The organism is Alteromonas lipotrueiana, from assembly GCF_019249245.1.
Classification (GTDB): domain Bacteria; phylum Pseudomonadota; class Gammaproteobacteria; order Enterobacterales; family Alteromonadaceae; genus Alteromonas; species Alteromonas lipotrueiana.
In genome coordinates this window covers 33,569-48,501 of sequence record NZ_JAESDK010000026.1, presented here as the reverse complement: position 1 = coordinate 48,501, position 14,933 = coordinate 33,569, and the positions used below count along the sequence as shown (strand labels likewise).

The window sequence follows — 14,933 nt, the reverse complement described above, 5'->3', positions numbered from 1 at the left end:
AGCTAATTATGGGCTGAAAGAGTGTCAGGGAAGCACTCGTTCAAGCTTGACAAAGGGAGTCATACCAACTTTTAAATAAGGGGCGATAACAGGTAGGGCATAATAACGAAGTGGCCCTGCGTGTTAGCGTCCCAACGAGCGATAGCGAGTGACTTTATTTTCTTGTTATGTGTCATTTATAAATAAAACCCTAGCCTTTTGAAATTAGGTATAAAGCCACTTAAACAAGCGCGATGTAAAGAAACGGAACGCTAAAAAAATAAAAGCGTAAAGTAGACCATAAAAAAGTAATGAACCTGTTTCATCTGGTGAGCCAGCTAAGTTCAAATACTTCGTTGTTATATACGCCAAGGCAGCAGCAGATGCTGAAGCCATATAACTAGCAAAAGTACTTCCCCTTTTAACATCTTCCTTGGTCATTCCTTTTCCTTTGACATATAACACCCAACTTTGGGGCACAAATACATGGGCTAAAATAACGAGCGAAGGGAGGCAGCCCATGTGTTTGTGTCCCAGCGAACGCAGTGAGTGCCAACAGTTGTTTGTTATATGTCCTTACTGCGCTGATATTGATGTAAACCTGATAAAGCGTTGTACAAGCCTGCTGCCATTGTGAAGTCGTGAGAAACATCTTTAAACTCGTTTAGCTTTAACTTTAAGTCTATAGAACGGTTTTTCAATATTGTTTTTGCGAATGAGTCATACACTCTTTTCATTTCACCGCTTTCACTCCCAATATTCATGTAAAGGTAATTTTCACTGCCTCCGTTAGAGAGTACGTAATTTTTAGCCGATTTAACCGTCTCTCTTGCCCCCCACCATACAGCCGGACTGAAAGCTAGATGAGACTGAAAAAGTTTTGGGCGAGAATGAAAGCTATGAATAACAAGTAGCCCAGCGACAGAGTGACCAGCTATGGTATTGAATTTACTAGCACGATATTTTTTGTTGATACTAGGCATGAGCTCTTGTTCTAAAAAATCTAGAAATTTGTCTCCTCCACCTCCTTTACCAACGGGACCTCTTGGGTCCATGTTTACAGTTGGCGCGAAATCATTCAGTCGATCCTCTACGTCGATACTTACGATAATATGCTCATAAGATCCTTTTGATAAATGAAGTCTTTGAAGCATGCCACTTAGCATATTCTTATTTGGGGTGCCGTCTAGTAAATAAATTACAGGGTATTTTTTTGATGTCTCTGTCTCGTATGACTGCGGGACAGTAACGCTCACATTATGAGCTTGTGCATTTACAGTAAAGCAAAAGAAAACTGAAAGTAACAAGTAATAGGTTTTCAAATTTTAAAATTCCTTTTTCGAAGAACTAAAGTAGATGAGCATATAACTTCCAAATATGGGGCGCAAATACGTGTGCAATAATGGCGAAGCCGCGCACGTGTTTGCGTCCCAGCGAGCGGCAGCGAGTGACATAATTTGTTTGTTATAAGCCACTGTTAAAACTGCCTTGTTTAGATTTTTTATAGTTTAACCACACTGTAACGGAAAGAGCAAAGCCACCGAGCAGTATGAGAAGAGCGCTATTTGTTTGTGTTGACTGTAGTACTGGCAAAAACGTGTTGAGCCATAATGGAAAAAAGAAAGCAAAAGGAATGACCACACAAATAAAAGCAGCAAAAAAGAAATAGCAGAGTGCATTGTTGACTAGCCCTGATGGGGTTGGCCAGCCGAAGCGAAGGTTTAACGACTTGTGGCCTTTAACCAACAAGCTTAATGCAGCCAAATATAGGGCCACGCCTATTATAAAAAAGAGTATTTCCATGGCCTTAATCTGGCTTATAACAATTTAATAAGGCGCAATTTGCGCGTTTTTCTACCGAGCTACTGCTCATTTTTATCCATATTGCCATGATTATCAAGTTGGCGAAAGCCTACGCAGGCAATGGCTGCAAGAAAATAAAGCTATTTGATTTTAGGACGTAAACGCGCGATTGGGTCGTTTGCTTGAATATAGGGGAAAGACTGCTATAACTGTATATTTATACAGTTAAATAGAAAGTCATGAAAACAAAGTCTCCGCTTTTAAATCACATAACAGAGTACATGTTGCTTAGACAGTATTCTCCAAGGACGGTCTCTACTTATTTGAAGTGGATTTCAGCATTTATTCACTTTCACGGGAAACGTCACCCTTCATCAATGGGTGACAACGAAGTTGAACAATACCTTGAACATTTGGCGCTAAATGCAAATGTGTCACCTCGCACGCAAGCTATTGCATTAAACTCGATATCGTTTCTTTATAAGCACATTATCAAGAGTGAGCTGTCTCTTAACTTGAATTTTGCCAGAAGTAAACGTCAACCCAAACTGCCCATTGTTATGACGCAGGATGAAGTGAAGCTGCTTATGTCAAGATTGAATAAACGTTACTATCTTATTGCTGGCTTGATGTATGGCAGTGGCCTAAGAAGCATGGAAGCTGTGCAACTTCGCGTGCAAGATATCGATTTCGATTATAAGTGTTTAAGGGTCTGGAATGGTAAAGGCAAAAAACACCGGGTCGTTACTTTGGCAACGGAGCTAATTCCATTACTTAGAAATCAAATAGCCCAGGTTGATGAATACCTGAGACTCGATATGCACAATGAGCAATACGCCGGAGTTTGGATGCCTCATGCGCTCGCTAAAAAATACCCTTCAGCGAATAAGTCGCTCGCCTGGCAGTTCTTGTTTCCCTCTCATAAACTTAGCGCAGATCCAGAAACTGGTGAGATAAGAAGGCATCATTTTCATCCTACTTGCGTTCGCAAAGCGTTTAAACAAGCTGTATCGGTGTCGGGATTGACGAAACCAATTACGCCTCATACATTAAGGCACTCATTTGCTACCCATTTACTACAGTCTGGCGCAGATATCCGAACGGTTCAGGCCCAACTGGGGCATTCTGATGTAAAAACAACTCAAATATATACTCATGTTCTTCAGCAAGGCGCAAATGGCGTAGTAAGTCCTTTGAGTCGTTTATCGTAATGATGCATTTAAAAAACTCGATGAGCCAAAGGTCCGCAACCCGAACGGAGCTGCCGTTGAGATCTTCGCGCTTAACTGTATAGTCGAATTTAGTATATAGCTTCATTCGCTAAACGGTCATTAAATCATCGGGTGTCGGATCCGAGTATGAAGCATTATTGTTTCGGGCTTTAATGTTAAGCTGTGAGCAGCTGCCCATGGTTCCGCGTAAGGCTCCAAAACTGAGAAGCTATGAAAATAGCGGTTATCGTTAAAGTAAATAGCAAATTGACGGTTCTCACCCACTTACCAAATGTAGGTGCGCTCAGCCTGCAACTCTATACCGTTAGGTACAGTCGCCACTCCGGTTTCCTGATCCATTAATCGATTTTCAAGCCATGTGAAATCAGCCACTCCCTTAAAGACAAACTCATCTTCATTAGGTTGCAGAATTGTTCGGTCAAGGTGCCATGTTCCAACAAAATTGTGCAGTCCTGTTATCGGGTCGCGTACCGGGTTGCAGGCGGTGTTAATTCTCGGGCTTTGGTTGCTGGTTTGGCTCAACAATAATCACTACTTTACACATCAGTTTCACCAGCCTATAAAAGTATGACTTATGTAAAGCAATACCGAATACAGCCCAAATATCTATCTGTAAGAAATTATCAGCTAAACCCTTTTGCAACTATCAGGCTTTAAGGAGCAAACCTACTTTTATACACCTTCAAAAACACTATTTTTTATGGTGTTTACTCGTCGCGGTATCACTCGCCAATTGATACGTTTTTGCCAGAATAAGAAATAACAACCCGGTTTGTAAACTGTCTAAGTGGCTGTCAGAACCCGTATCGGTGAGCCATATCCATCCAGAGTTCAATAAGTTTAATGCCGCAGCGATGGTAAGCCCTAAAGCAGGTGTAATGTTGATCATACGGTTACCTTAAAGGTGAAGCCAGTGCGCCTGGCTTCATTAGGGTTAGTTTTTACCAATGGTTTCTATTGGTGTTTCCATACGTTCGATATATAGCATCATGGGCATTTGCAACATCTGCAAAGAAAGCACCAAGCTCATAAAATAACCCAGCCCCATAAGTTTCATTTACTTCACTGTCACTGAGTGGCTGCATCAAGCTATTTTGTTGATTCATACTTTTATTTCCTATTGTCCGAGTAACCCTGATAGAATTCGTAAAGAGCTTCAGAAACCGCGACAGCGGTTGCTATATGCGCCCAAGTTGCGCCGCTTACAGAGCGGACCTCTTGTTCAGTTAGTGTCTTCAGCATAAAAATTCCTTTTTCGTTGATTAGTGAATCTGATTGATTCGTGTTACAGCTTAGTTCTTTTTCTAAACACTACAACTGACCAAGTAGCCAGATATCAGCCATTTACTTTCCAGAATAGCGGCTCTTTAATTCGAGAACGTTAAAGCGGGCACGCTTAACCTATTCGGATGTCATTTATAAAAAATTCGCGCTACACACGCCGTCATGGTTGCTGATGATGATTACAGAGAAGACCGCCACTATCATGTATAGTGCACTTATTATCTGAATTCGGGGCCCAATAGAATATACAAGGTTGGTGCAATTTGAGGTAAGTATGGCGTTACGTGAATTTGAAATTAAGAAAATTAAAAAAGCAGGGGTATTTCTCAGTGGTCTGAATTGACCTGATTACGCTATTGGCGTCCCCAGCTGGAATCGAACCAACATCTAAGCCTTAGGAGGGCCTTGTTTTATCCATTAAACTATGGGGACACACAGCTATTATAACGACTAAAGACAGAAGAAAAAGCGCTATTTTTTAACAACATAGTTATTTGGCTGAATATTTATCAATAAGTCATGATTCAGAAGTTTTAGCGGTGCAAAGCTGGCGCACGCCGCGGTGACATCAATCTGCTGATTCTTCGCATCGCGTGCTTCAAAGCGATTCATCTTTCCTGCACAAATCTTGTGTCGCTTTCTGCTTGCAGCGAATTAATCTCATACAACGCCCACCCGATTTTATTTGTTCCATGCCTATTGTAGCCAGTAAGCTTTGGATTGTGAGTAGTGTTCGCAACTTCGGCCAAAACCTTCCGCTGTACGCTATCGAAATGCTGCTGGCTTACTACTTTTTTAGGCGGCTCTTTTCATACTTTCTTATTTTTGCGTTTAGGCTTATGAAATTGTTAATGCGTCATAGATCCTGGAGGAAACCTCAGTCAGATTTGTCAGTGGATCGCACAGGTAACGGCTCGTTAAACGTAAGCGTGCGATAAGGAAATGGAATCTCAATATTCGCATCATCTAAAGCTTGCTTGATTGCGCCCACAACTTCACTGCGAGATTTACGCTCACCTAATGGGGTAGGGTCTGCCCACCAGGTGACCTCGATATCGATAGAACTGCTGCCAAAACCGTTTAGAAAGACGTCGACGCCCTGGTCTTTAGCAATGAGCTCACAACTTTCAACCGCCTCTTTAATAATAGGAAGGGCAGCTCGTGCATCTTCTGCGTAGGCTACACCGGTCATAATTTGAATGCGTCGGGTTTTCTCATGGGTGAGGACCAGTACCGGGTTTTTGAAAAGAAAGGAGTTAGGCACAATAACTAGCTCACCGTCGGGCTTACGAAGCTGGGTCATACGCACAGATATTTTTTCAACCCGCCCCATAATGCTTTCGCACTCAATAAAATCTCCTGTTTCGAAGGGGTACTTCCATAGCAACAAAATACCGGCGAAAAAGTTTTCGAAAATTTCTTTGAAAGCAAACCCTATAGCCACCGAAGCAAGACCAAGCCCGCCTAACGCTTTTGCCGGCGTCAGGCCTGGAAAAATAACCATGGCGGCGAGTAGAATTCCGAATAACCAGACAATAATACGTGCGATACGTTGCGACAGCTCCTTCAAAGATGCTCGCATTTTGCTGCGTTTAGCAATATTGCCAATAACTTTGCTTGTTATCAGCGAAACTATCCCCGTAAGCATAAGTACTACCATTGCCACGGCTATGTAAGGTATGTGCGCAACAAAGTCGTACCAGATATTTAACACGGTCTCCTGAAGGGTCTTGCTAGCAGCATCTACCGTAAATACAGGAGGTGTAGAGTCGGCTTCAGACTGGGCCAGAGCTGACGAAGAAAGTAAGAACAAATACGCAAATAAATATTTCATAACTGGCCTTGGCTACAAAGGGGTCGCTGGTAAGGTGCTACACCTTATGGTGGTTAAGTCGCTCCACCTGTTGACGTTAATGATGGAATTCACAGCAGGCTATTCCAATATAATTTAAAAGGAATTTTAAGAGCTATGTCAAGCGCTATGCTGCCAACCCTTCAATACATATTACATGATCAGTACTATTAAACTATGGGTAAACATCGTTATTTTTGACGTCTGAATACCAAAGTAAAGCCTATCTTTTAGCAACATAATCATTTGGTTGAATATTTATTAATAAGCCATTGTCTACGGGTTTTACTGTTGCAGAGTCGGCAAATGCTGCGGTTACTTCAACCTGCGTGGGGTACAAATTGTATTGGGTAAAGGTTTGGCCAAACGGGCCAGTAACACGCGCAGTTTGGTAAACAAACAAAATATCGCCCACCTTTAGTCCGTGAGTACGTCCGATAGAAACCTGCAAGCTATTACCCGCTACTTGAACAACCCGGCCAGTCGCAGGCTGACATGCCAGAATACTTTCGACATCAGTAACAAGTGTCGCCAGCTCTTTTTCAACAGCCTGGCCATACGCCGAACGCCAAAATGTTGCCGAGGCCACATCAACCTGGGCAGTACGCTCAAACTGCCATGGAGCACTTATTTGATAGGTTTTATGCATAAGCGAGCCGCCATGCATGCCATCCAGAACATTAACCGTCAACGTAAAATGACGCTGCGCGGTGGGGTCTTTCCAAAAGGCGTAAGATGAGTGAGCGGGGCGCTCTACGCTTACATCTGACACCGTGGCGCCCAGAATATATTGCGCCTGATGCTGACGTGCTAAGGTAGGCGCTTGTTCTATAATGTCCTGGCGATACCAATTTACACTGAAAGGGGCAATGGCCTGGACCGACACAGCGGGAGCCAGTCGCGAAAACTGCTGCTGTAATTCCCGGGGTAAAACTTGAGATAAACGGCTTATTTGTCCATCCAGTGCCTGCCGAGGGTATTGAATAGGGAAATGGGTTGTTACTAAGGTTTTTTGAAAACCGGCCGCAGCGCATTGCTCAGGTTTAGGAAAAATGTCAGCCCGAATACGTACACTGACATACTCCTTGTGCCAAACCTCATCGATAAGCTCAAGCTGGTTAACTTCGCCATTAGCTTGTACTTCGAAGGTTTCCTCTGTCAGCAGGCCATTTGCCAGCGTTTGTACGCTGTGCACCGAAGCGCCCGCAAACAGCATGGCCTGGCGTAGTGCTTCGGCAGTTGCTTGCTGGCGTGCTTCTTCTTTTGATTGTCCGGCAATTAACGCCTGACCCTGCGCTTCAAACCAGGCGGCATTTGCTTGCCCAACGTGTGAAATGATAAGCAATAGGGCGGCAACCCCTTTCCAGACATTTGCAAAAACACCGGGGAAAGTAAACGGCCTAAGCCTCTGTATACGGATAATCATATTCATCACACTGCCTGAATTTTGTCGCACGGGGTGCTGGTGAGCACGGTCTTGCACAATTCGTTCCCAAAAACAAAATGTCAAAGCTCTTTTTAGGGCAACATGAATTTTCAGGCACGTTCTTTGCCTTTGACTAAACAACCGACAATATTTTGTTGTTGTAGCAAAATTTTTCCGTCGGCATTTTATAACTTGCTGGCAGGTAGCCCATGAAAAAAATCGTTAAGCTTGTATGTGTCACTGTGGTGACGACGGCGCTGAGTAGTGGCTGTACTTCTGTATTTAACAAACACGTTGAATGGGAAACGATAGAGCCAGAGCAATATCCTGTATTAAAAGCTATTGGGTATGCACCGATTCATCCTCAACAAGGAGAGACCCCGTCACAGCGCGAAATAATGGCGTTAAAGGCATCAAAGTTAGATGCATACCGAGAATTGACAGAGCAGGTGTACGGACAACGTATTAACGGCGAGCAGACTGTGGCCAACATGGTTATGACCGATAGCCAGTTACAAAGTACCGTAGAAGGAGTTATTCGCGGTGCGCGGGTGGTTAAGGCGTATCCGGCAGGTGAAGACACCTATGTGACCGAACTAGAGTTAGATATGCAGCGGGTGTTTGATCTTTACTTGTCTACAGCAAAACCCAAGCGGGTGCGCAAAGTCACCTATTATTGATTTCGCCACTAACGGCTAGCCAATGAAAAGCGACTAGCTAGCCGCGTATTAAATAAACTAAGCCTGAATACCCGAGCCAGAGCGACCTGAGTTCGGTTTGCCGCTTTTATCGTAGGTTAACGACTCTTTCGCGCGTACTTCTAGCATTAAATTACGCAAGTGCGTCAAACGGAGCTGGCCTTGTTCAACCGCCCGTTGATTTATCTGGGTTTGATACTGGCACTGTTCTAGTGTTTTACGCACCTGGGTAGTTAACTTTTCTACCTCTTCAGGCGGCTGCGTATCGGCTAACTGAACCTGATAATGCTTATTGAGAAAGGCATCGGATTCCTGGATGGCGTCCAGGGTTTGTTCTTTTTTTTGCAACAGGTTCATTAAATCTTCAGCATTACGCGTGCTGATAAGGTGTAGCTCCTGGTCTAACAGAGCAGCCAACAATTCTAACTGAGAATTCTGTTGTTCAAGGGCTGACTGAAGAGACTGCATAAGTTATTCCTATGATTTTATGCCAAACACCTGTGATTCTAACTGCGCAATCTTGCGCGCCAGAGATTCAGGGTCTACGCGATACGAACCACTTTCGACAGCTTTTTTCAGCTTATCTACTTTTTCCTGGTCGACCGGCGCTTCAGCACTTTTCTTCTGTACCTGAGAAAGTTGCTGGGCTGACTGTGTCAATGAAACCGAGTCCTGGCGCGGTGCCGCAACCGTTTGCGATTTATTTGTCGCTTGCTGCTGCACGGCAGCCTGGTTTTGGTTTTGCTGAGACCCGACTTTGTTATTGTCTAACGGCGTTTTATTAACCCCGTTATTATTCACATTATTATTAATTGCCATAATTTGATTCCACTACCTTTGTTTCACCTCAATAGAGTTATCGGCAGTGTATAAATGTTCTTTAGTGCTAATTTACGTATAAACAGAAGTATAACCTATTAAAGTCTAACTACCACCACATCTGTACTGGCAACCTCGGCAACCACCATTTTTTTGGAGCTGGCGTTGATTACTTTGATGTTCTCACCAATCACACCATCTTGCTGCGCAATGCCCGAGGTGCGCACTTTCATACCACCAACTTCGGCGCTAATAGTAATACGATCGCCTTTGCAGATAAAGCATAGCATATTGGCCTGAATTGGCTGGCCCTGGCGAACCCGCCGTTTCATCCGCGCCCCGATAAGCTCATCGGTAGAGTGATAAGCCGTATGGCGCAACCGGTTAGTTTCAACCTGAGCCACCCGTAAATTCTCAATATCTAACACCGTGCCGGGGCTTATCATCGACGAGGTAACCACCACCGGCTGGGTACGTAAAATACGGGCATTAGCAAACAAATACCATTGATTGTTATTGCAACTGACCCTCACTGAAATATAGACCTGGGTTAACGATTCTTCGGCTGCATGATAATTAAAACCACCCGGGCAGTTAACGATTTGAATCCGCTGGTCGATATCAGTTACATCAATCGTGAGTTGATTAACACTTTGCGTATTCTTTAACCGGGTTTGTAAATAGTTTTTGACCCCACGCTGGACAACATCATGATTGCTGCTATCTTTTTGACCTGTTGGGCTCGTTGCAGTGGCTATTTTGCCAGTCCCATTATTGGTGGCAGCAACAACCGGCGTGCCTGAAATAAGCAGGCACAGAGTAATCCAGAATATCCGGCGTAAAGATGAGCGCCATATAATAATTAATGAGTTCATATATTCGTGTTCGTTTGAGCTTCTTTTGTCTATGCTAGTAATAGTGGGTAATGCTCCGCTGTGTCACTTTTTTGGCGATTTCAAGTCAAAAGGCATTGTGGCTGTACAAACGCAATGATCATGCCCAGTTTTTATTTTTTTTGAGGTGATGTATGTCAGGTATTCTTGATTCGGTGAATCAGCGCACCCAGTTGGTGGGCCAAAACCGGTTAGAGTTGTTACTATTTCGTTTGAACGGGCGTCAGCGCTTCGGAATTAATGTATTTAAGGTTCGTGAGGTACTTCAGTGTCCGCCTTTAACCTCTATACCAAAGCAAAATTCGCTGGTTCGGGGTGTGGCTCATATTCGGGGCCAAACCATCTCGGTTATTGATCTGAGTATGGCAACCGGGGGGCGCAAAATTGAAGATCTGCAAAGCGCTTTTATTGTTATTGCAGAATATAACCGCTCGGTTCAGGGATTTCTGGTAGGCGCGGTTGAACGCATCATCAATACCAACTGGGATGCCATTATGCCCCCGCCAAAAGGGACCGGCCGTGCCAGCTACTTAACCGCGGTTACCGAAATGGACAACGAGCTGATAGAGATTCTGGATGTTGAGAAAATTCTTAACGAAATATCACCGCTTAATGCTGAAGTGAGCCCTGAAGTTGCATCTACTCTTACTCAGCAGGTTAATAATAAAGAGAAAATTATTTTTATTGCTGATGATTCATCGGTTGCCCGTAGTCAGGTAAGAAAAGCCCTGACGGCTTTGGGTCTGGAAATTGAACTGGCAAAAAACGGGCTGGAAGCATTAAAGCGTCTGAAAGAAATTGCCGCCGAAACGGGCGATGTCACCGACAAAGTTGGCGTGCTGGTTTCTGACATAGAAATGCCTGAAATGGATGGGTATACCTTAACCGCCGAAATTAAAAACACCCCGGAGTTACAAAATTTGCATGTGGTATTGCATACCTCACTAAGCGGCGTTTTTAATCAGGCTATGGTTAAAAAGGTAGGAGCCGATGATTTTATTGCTAAATTCCACCCTGATGAATTAGCCACTGCGGTTCAAAAGTGGTTGGTTGAAGCTCAGTAAGGGTAAAAACGCTTGAAAGAAAAAGAGGTATCTGCCCCGATATACCACCAGTTCAGCCAGTTTTTAGAACAGCAGTGCGGTATTGTATTGGGAAACAATAAACAATACCTGGTTCGCAGTCGTTTATCGCCACTGATGCATCAGTACGACTTTGACCGTATGGACGATTTAATTCAGGCGGTCATATCAATGTCACAGCGTAAGTTGCTGCAAAGTACCATAGACGCTATGACCACCAACGAAACGTTGTGGTTTCGTGACGGTTACCCGTTTGACATGCTAAAGCAAACGGTATTGCCAGCGCTGGCTGCCAAAAATAAAAAAATTCGTATCTGGAGCGCGGCATGCTCGTCTGGCCAGGAGCCCTATTCTATTGCCATGGCGATACTGGAATACCAACGGCAAAAACCCGGCGCCTTTGCCCAGGGCATAGAAATAGTTGCCACCGATCTATCATCAAACATGTTGAGTAAATGCGAGGCAGGCACTTATGATGAGTTGTCGCTTGCCCGCGGTTTATCGTTGCAGCGGCGTAATCAGTTTTTTAAACCTCACGATAACGGCCAGCTTCAGCTCAAGCCCGAAGTGCGCAAAATGGTGACCTTTCGTTCTTTAAACCTGCTTCACAGCTATGAGGGGCTGGGCCGGTTCGATTTAGTCTTTTGTCGTAATGTACTGATTTATTTTGCCCCGGATATTAAACACCGTATCCTGCAACAAATTGCCGCTCAGCTGCAGCCTGGCGGCATTCTTTTCCTCGGAGCGTCAGAGTCTATTGGCCCGGCCAGTGCGCTTTTCTCTATGGAAAAATGCTCTCCAGGCTTGTTCTACCAACTTAAATCCTGAAAATTCAAAGACCTCACCAACGTCAAAAAAACTTTGGCACCTCATTTGCACAAGTCAGTGTGCAAATGAGGAGTGTCAATTATGGCCATCAATCTGGACAAACTGGTTAGTTTTCATCAAAACGCGGTGAACATACGAGAAGATCGTATGGAAGTGATTGCGGGTAATCTGGCGAATGCTAACACCCCGGGCTACAAAGCCAGAGATATTGATTTTAAACAGGCAATGTCTGCCGCGCAAACCGGCCAGCAATCGTCATCTATGGTACGAACCCACGACAAACATATGGGCGGTACCGCCAGCACCAGTCCCTTTGATGTGCAGTTCAGAATTCCTAATCAGCCAGATACCGGCGATGGTAACACTGTAGAAGTTCAGACCGAGCGTAATGCATTTTTAGAAAACGGCATGCGTTATCAGGCGTCTATACAGTTTCTGGATTCCAAAATTAAAGGTATGAAGAAAGCGTTAAGTGGAGGACAAGCCTAATGAGCTTATTTAACGTCATGAATATTTCAGGCACAGGCATGGAAGCGGAAAATCTTCGCCTGAATACCACCGCCAGTAATATTGCTAATGCTAATACGGTAAGTAGCAGCGAAAACGATACGTATCGTGCCCGTTATCCGGTTTTTTCAGCCGCGCTGCAACATGCGACGCAAGAACAATCTAAAGGCGTGGGCGTAGAAGTGAAAGGGGTAGTGGAAAGCAACACGCCACTTAATGTTGAGTACGCACCGAATAATCCGATGGCCGATGCTGATGGATATATCTACAAACCGAATGTGAACGTGGTGGAAGAAATGGCAAACATGTTGTCAGCTTCAAAATCCTATGAAACCAATGTTCAGGTTGCAGATACTACCAAGAAGTTATTCCGGCGGGTACTGCAGCTTGGTCAGGGTCAGTAGACCTTAAATAAAGGAACATCACGTGAACTCAGTGAACAACAACGGACTAATGTCCGATCTCTACTGGCAGGAAGAACAAACCAAAGTGGTTGATGGCAGTGAGCAAAAGCTGTCTCAGGAAGACTTCTTTTCATTGCTGACCGAGCAATTGGCCAACCAGGACCCAAGCAAACCGGTAGATAACGATCAAATGGTCGCGCAGATGACGTCTTTCTCAATGGCAGAGGGTATCACTGACTTAAACCAGAAATTCAGTAGTTTTGCCGCCTCAATGACCTCAAACCAGGCCTTACAGGCGTCTAGTCTGATTGGACAGAATGTGCTGGTTGAAGGCAACGTTGGTTATATGCAAAGCGAAGGTGCTGGGTTTGGCGGTGTTGTGGTAAATGACCAAAGTGTTCAGGACATGAAAATTACGGTGTCTAATCAGTACGGGGAAATTGTGAAATCTATTGACGCCGGTACCCAGGCACCGGGCAATATTCAGTTTGAGTGGGACGGAACCGACACCGCAGGTAATCCTATGCCGGCCGGTGAATATGTCGTCAGCGCTTCAGGTCTTGCCAATGGTGAAGGCGTTGCCATTGCCACTGCGGTAAACCGTCATGTGGGCAGTGTTAGCCTGGCAGGCAGTGGTCAAGGCGTAATTTTAAATTTGGATGGTGATGTGAGTATCAGTCTTGATGACGTCATCCAAATTGGCAGTTAGCAGGAGAATGAAAAATGTCATTTAGTATTGCTCTAAGCGGTGTTTCGGCCGCACAAAAAGATTTGGATGTAACCGCAAATAATATTGCCAACGTCAACACGGCAGGGTTTAAAGAGTCACGCGCCGAATTCGGCGATGTCTATGCATCATCCTTGCTGGCCGGCGGCAAAACAAAAGTGGGTAACGGTGTTTTGACGCAGGAAGTGGCTCAGCAATTTTCACAGGGCAGCTTAAAGTTTACCAACACCGCCCTGGATTTGGCCGTAACAGGTAATGGTTTTTTTGCTACGGTGTCTGAGATCACCTCGCGTGATTATTCATTTACCCGCGCGGGTCAGTTTAAGTTAGATGAAGACAATTTCGTCGTTAATAGTAGTGGTGACAACTTACTGGGTTTTCCGGTAAACAGCGACGGTACCAGTGCTTCGGTGGCACTAAGCACGTCTCAGCCTGTGCGAATTCCCGACTCTTCTGGCTCGCCCCAGCAAACCACTGAAGTAGATTTGCGCATGAATTTACCCGCTAGTGATGTAGCGCTAGACCCGGCGCAGTTTGACCCTGAAGATCCGCTTACCTACAACGCCGCAACCTCGGTAACCGTTTATGACTCGTTGGGCGACAGTCATGTAATGACTTACTATTACATTAAAGACAACGCGCCAACAGCCGAAAACGAATGGTATGTGGCTACCACCGTTGATGATGAGCTGGTTAATATGGTTAATTCAGATGGCACAAATTCTGATCCTACGTTAGCCGCCAATTCTATGGGTACAGCTACTGGTAACGCAGTATCGGCTGCTAAATTACAGTTTAGCGCTGGCGGCGATTTTATCGGTATTGAAGCTCCAGATGGTGTTGCTCGGGCAGACAACAAAATAGTAACGCAGGCTTTGGGTCAGAATATATTGTCGAACGGATCAGACGAAACTCAGCAAATCGCTATCGACTATAACTTAGATCCTAATAACGCCACACCTAATGAGCCTACTCAGTTTGCCTCATCGTTTGAAGTAACCTCGCTTGAACAGGATGGTTTGCCAGTGGGACGTCTGACCGGTATTGATATTGGCCCGGACGGCCTGGTAAGAGCGACTTTTTCAAACGGTACCTCAGAGCCGATTGTACGTGTAGCACTGGTTCGGTTTGCTAACGAGCAGGGGTTAACTCAGGAAAGCAGTACGCAGTGGAAAGAAAGCATTGAGTCGGGTGAAGCGTTAGCGGGTGAGGCTACCACCGGTACCTTTGGTGATATCAACTCTTCGGCTCTTGAACAATCCAACGTCAATCTGACCACCGAGCTGATTGACCTGATTATCGCTCAGCGAAACTTCCAGGCCAATTCACGTGCATTGGAAGTAAACAACCAGCTTAACCAAACAATTTTGAATATTCGATAGTTCTTTAAGCTATTAAT

Annotated in this window: 20 protein-coding genes and 1 tRNA gene; 8 read left to right on the top strand and 13 right to left on the bottom strand. The window is 44.7% G+C overall.

Annotated features, from left to right (window positions below):
- Window positions 1-204: 204 nt before the first annotated feature.
- The 3 genes from JK130_RS15270 to JK130_RS15260 all read right to left on the bottom strand — a co-directional run bounded on the left by JK130_RS15270 (window position 205) and on the right by JK130_RS15260 (window position 1,782).
- A complete protein-coding gene (locus JK130_RS15270) occupies window positions 205-420 on the bottom strand; it encodes a hypothetical protein (RefSeq protein ID WP_218355198.1) in 216 nt (71 codons plus the stop codon).
- A gap of 125 nt (window positions 421-545) precedes the next feature.
- Complete coding sequence (locus JK130_RS15265) at window positions 546-1,301, bottom strand: alpha/beta hydrolase (RefSeq protein ID WP_246587829.1); 756 nt, start codon at window positions 1,299-1,301, stop codon at window positions 546-548.
- Between the two features lie 142 nt (window positions 1,302-1,443).
- Entirely contained in the window at window positions 1,444-1,782 is a 339-nt protein-coding gene (locus tag JK130_RS15260) for a hypothetical protein (RefSeq protein WP_218355197.1), read from the bottom strand.
- A 239-nt stretch (window positions 1,783-2,021) separates the two neighbouring features.
- Here JK130_RS15260 and JK130_RS15255 point away from each other — a divergent pair, with 239 nt between their 5' ends.
- Window positions 2,022-2,993 (top strand): integron integrase, encoded by a 972-nt coding sequence (locus JK130_RS15255; protein WP_218355196.1) that lies wholly within the window; start codon window positions 2,022-2,024, stop codon window positions 2,991-2,993.
- A gap of 285 nt (window positions 2,994-3,278) precedes the next feature.
- Here the strand turns inward: JK130_RS15255 and JK130_RS15250 are convergent, their stop codons facing one another.
- The 7 genes from JK130_RS15250 to JK130_RS15220 all read right to left on the bottom strand — a co-directional run bounded on the left by JK130_RS15250 (window position 3,279) and on the right by JK130_RS15220 (window position 7,633).
- Window positions 3,279-3,536: a DUF6314 family protein gene (locus JK130_RS15250; RefSeq protein ID WP_218355195.1), complete on the bottom strand. Its 258-nt coding sequence runs from the start codon at window positions 3,534-3,536 to the stop codon at window positions 3,279-3,281.
- A 169-nt stretch (window positions 3,537-3,705) separates the two neighbouring features.
- Entirely contained in the window at window positions 3,706-3,903 is a 198-nt protein-coding gene (locus JK130_RS15245; protein ID WP_218355194.1) for a hypothetical protein, read from the bottom strand.
- A gap of 52 nt (window positions 3,904-3,955) precedes the next feature.
- On the bottom strand, window positions 3,956-4,120 hold the full coding sequence (locus tag JK130_RS15240; RefSeq protein WP_218355193.1) for a hypothetical protein: 165 nt from the start codon (window positions 4,118-4,120) through the stop codon (window positions 3,956-3,958).
- 535 nt (window positions 4,121-4,655) lie between these two features.
- Window positions 4,656-4,730, bottom strand: a tRNA-Arg gene (locus JK130_RS15235).
- Window positions 4,731-4,769: 39 nt separating this feature from the next.
- On the bottom strand, window positions 4,770-4,910 hold the full coding sequence (locus JK130_RS15230) for a hypothetical protein (protein ID WP_218355192.1): 141 nt from the start codon (window positions 4,908-4,910) through the stop codon (window positions 4,770-4,772).
- Between the two features lie 265 nt (window positions 4,911-5,175).
- A complete protein-coding gene (locus tag JK130_RS15225; RefSeq protein ID WP_218355191.1) occupies window positions 5,176-6,132 on the bottom strand; it encodes a mechanosensitive ion channel family protein in 957 nt (318 codons plus the stop codon).
- Window positions 6,133-6,373: 241 nt separating this feature from the next.
- Window positions 6,374-7,633, bottom strand: coding sequence for a flagellar assembly protein T N-terminal domain-containing protein (locus tag JK130_RS15220; RefSeq protein ID WP_218355190.1), 1,260 nt, complete (start codon window positions 7,631-7,633; stop codon window positions 6,374-6,376).
- Between the two features lie 152 nt (window positions 7,634-7,785).
- Here JK130_RS15220 and JK130_RS15215 point away from each other — a divergent pair, with 152 nt between their 5' ends.
- Window positions 7,786-8,256, top strand: a complete 471-nt coding sequence (locus tag JK130_RS15215) for an LPP20 family lipoprotein (protein ID WP_218355189.1) — start codon at window positions 7,786-7,788, stop codon at window positions 8,254-8,256.
- A 57-nt stretch (window positions 8,257-8,313) separates the two neighbouring features.
- Here the strand turns inward: JK130_RS15215 and flgN are convergent, their stop codons facing one another.
- From flgN to flgA, 3 genes are all read right to left on the bottom strand, one after another.
- Window positions 8,314-8,742, bottom strand: coding sequence for a flagellar export chaperone FlgN (gene flgN, locus JK130_RS15210; RefSeq protein WP_218355188.1), 429 nt, complete (start codon window positions 8,740-8,742; stop codon window positions 8,314-8,316).
- A gap of 9 nt (window positions 8,743-8,751) precedes the next feature.
- Entirely contained in the window at window positions 8,752-9,093 is a 342-nt protein-coding gene (flgM, locus tag JK130_RS15205; protein ID WP_218355187.1) for a flagellar biosynthesis anti-sigma factor FlgM, read from the bottom strand.
- A gap of 98 nt (window positions 9,094-9,191) precedes the next feature.
- Window positions 9,192-9,968: a flagellar basal body P-ring formation chaperone FlgA gene (flgA, locus tag JK130_RS15200; protein WP_218355186.1), complete on the bottom strand. Its 777-nt coding sequence runs from the start codon at window positions 9,966-9,968 to the stop codon at window positions 9,192-9,194.
- A gap of 152 nt (window positions 9,969-10,120) precedes the next feature.
- On the opposite strand from flgA, the gene JK130_RS15195 reads away from it, so the two are divergent.
- The 6 genes from JK130_RS15195 (at window position 10,121) to flgE (ending at window position 14,916) form a co-directional block, all read left to right on the top strand.
- Window positions 10,121-11,050: a chemotaxis protein CheV gene (locus tag JK130_RS15195; RefSeq protein ID WP_218355185.1), complete on the top strand. Its 930-nt coding sequence runs from the start codon at window positions 10,121-10,123 to the stop codon at window positions 11,048-11,050.
- Window positions 11,051-11,062: 12 nt separating this feature from the next.
- Entirely contained in the window at window positions 11,063-11,896 is an 834-nt protein-coding gene (locus tag JK130_RS15190) for a CheR family methyltransferase (RefSeq protein WP_218355184.1), read from the top strand.
- A gap of 81 nt (window positions 11,897-11,977) precedes the next feature.
- A complete protein-coding gene (gene flgB, locus JK130_RS15185) occupies window positions 11,978-12,385 on the top strand; it encodes a flagellar basal body rod protein FlgB (RefSeq protein ID WP_218355183.1) in 408 nt (135 codons plus the stop codon).
- Complete coding sequence (gene flgC / locus JK130_RS15180; protein ID WP_218355182.1) at window positions 12,385-12,807, top strand: flagellar basal body rod protein FlgC; 423 nt, start codon at window positions 12,385-12,387, stop codon at window positions 12,805-12,807. Before flgB ends, flgC begins: the two co-directional genes overlap by 1 nt.
- A 22-nt stretch (window positions 12,808-12,829) precedes the next feature.
- On the top strand, window positions 12,830-13,516 hold the full coding sequence (locus JK130_RS15175; RefSeq protein WP_218355181.1) for a flagellar hook assembly protein FlgD: 687 nt from the start codon (window positions 12,830-12,832) through the stop codon (window positions 13,514-13,516).
- 14 nt (window positions 13,517-13,530) lie between these two features.
- A complete protein-coding gene (gene flgE / locus JK130_RS15170) occupies window positions 13,531-14,916 on the top strand; it encodes a flagellar hook protein FlgE (RefSeq protein WP_218355180.1) in 1,386 nt (461 codons plus the stop codon).
- Window positions 14,917-14,933: the final 17 nt, after the last annotated feature.

What these genes read in the sequence shown, in the direction of transcription:
- flgC (WP_218355182.1), top strand. Translation starts at nt 12,385, where the DNA reads ATGAGCTTATTTAACGTCATGAATATTTCAGGCACAGGCATGGAAGCG.
- JK130_RS15215 (WP_218355189.1), top strand. Translation starts at nt 7,786, where the DNA reads ATGAAAAAAATCGTTAAGCTTGTATGTGTCACTGTGGTGACGACGGCG.
- JK130_RS15230 (WP_218355192.1), bottom strand. Translation starts at nt 4,910, where the DNA reads ATGAATCGCTTTGAAGCACGCGATGCGAAGAATCAGCAGATTGATGTC.
- JK130_RS15255 (WP_218355196.1), top strand. Translation starts at nt 2,022, where the DNA reads ATGAAAACAAAGTCTCCGCTTTTAAATCACATAACAGAGTACATGTTG.
- flgB (WP_218355183.1), top strand. Translation starts at nt 11,978, where the DNA reads ATGGCCATCAATCTGGACAAACTGGTTAGTTTTCATCAAAACGCGGTG.
- flgE (WP_218355180.1), top strand. Translation starts at nt 13,531, where the DNA reads ATGTCATTTAGTATTGCTCTAAGCGGTGTTTCGGCCGCACAAAAAGAT.
- flgM (WP_218355187.1), bottom strand. Translation starts at nt 9,093, where the DNA reads ATGGCAATTAATAATAATGTGAATAATAACGGGGTTAATAAAACGCCG.
- JK130_RS15240 (WP_218355193.1), bottom strand. Translation starts at nt 4,120, where the DNA reads ATGAATCAACAAAATAGCTTGATGCAGCCACTCAGTGACAGTGAAGTA.
- JK130_RS15195 (WP_218355185.1), top strand. Translation starts at nt 10,121, where the DNA reads ATGTCAGGTATTCTTGATTCGGTGAATCAGCGCACCCAGTTGGTGGGC.
- JK130_RS15225 (WP_218355191.1), bottom strand. Translation starts at nt 6,132, where the DNA reads ATGAAATATTTATTTGCGTATTTGTTCTTACTTTCTTCGTCAGCTCTG.
- JK130_RS15245 (WP_218355194.1), bottom strand. Translation starts at nt 3,903, where the DNA reads ATGATCAACATTACACCTGCTTTAGGGCTTACCATCGCTGCGGCATTA.
- flgA (WP_218355186.1), bottom strand. Translation starts at nt 9,968, where the DNA reads ATGAACTCATTAATTATTATATGGCGCTCATCTTTACGCCGGATATTC.
- JK130_RS15270 (WP_218355198.1), bottom strand. Translation starts at nt 420, where the DNA reads ATGACCAAGGAAGATGTTAAAAGGGGAAGTACTTTTGCTAGTTATATG.
- JK130_RS15260 (WP_218355197.1), bottom strand. Translation starts at nt 1,782, where the DNA reads ATGGAAATACTCTTTTTTATAATAGGCGTGGCCCTATATTTGGCTGCA.
- flgN (WP_218355188.1), bottom strand. Translation starts at nt 8,742, where the DNA reads ATGCAGTCTCTTCAGTCAGCCCTTGAACAACAGAATTCTCAGTTAGAA.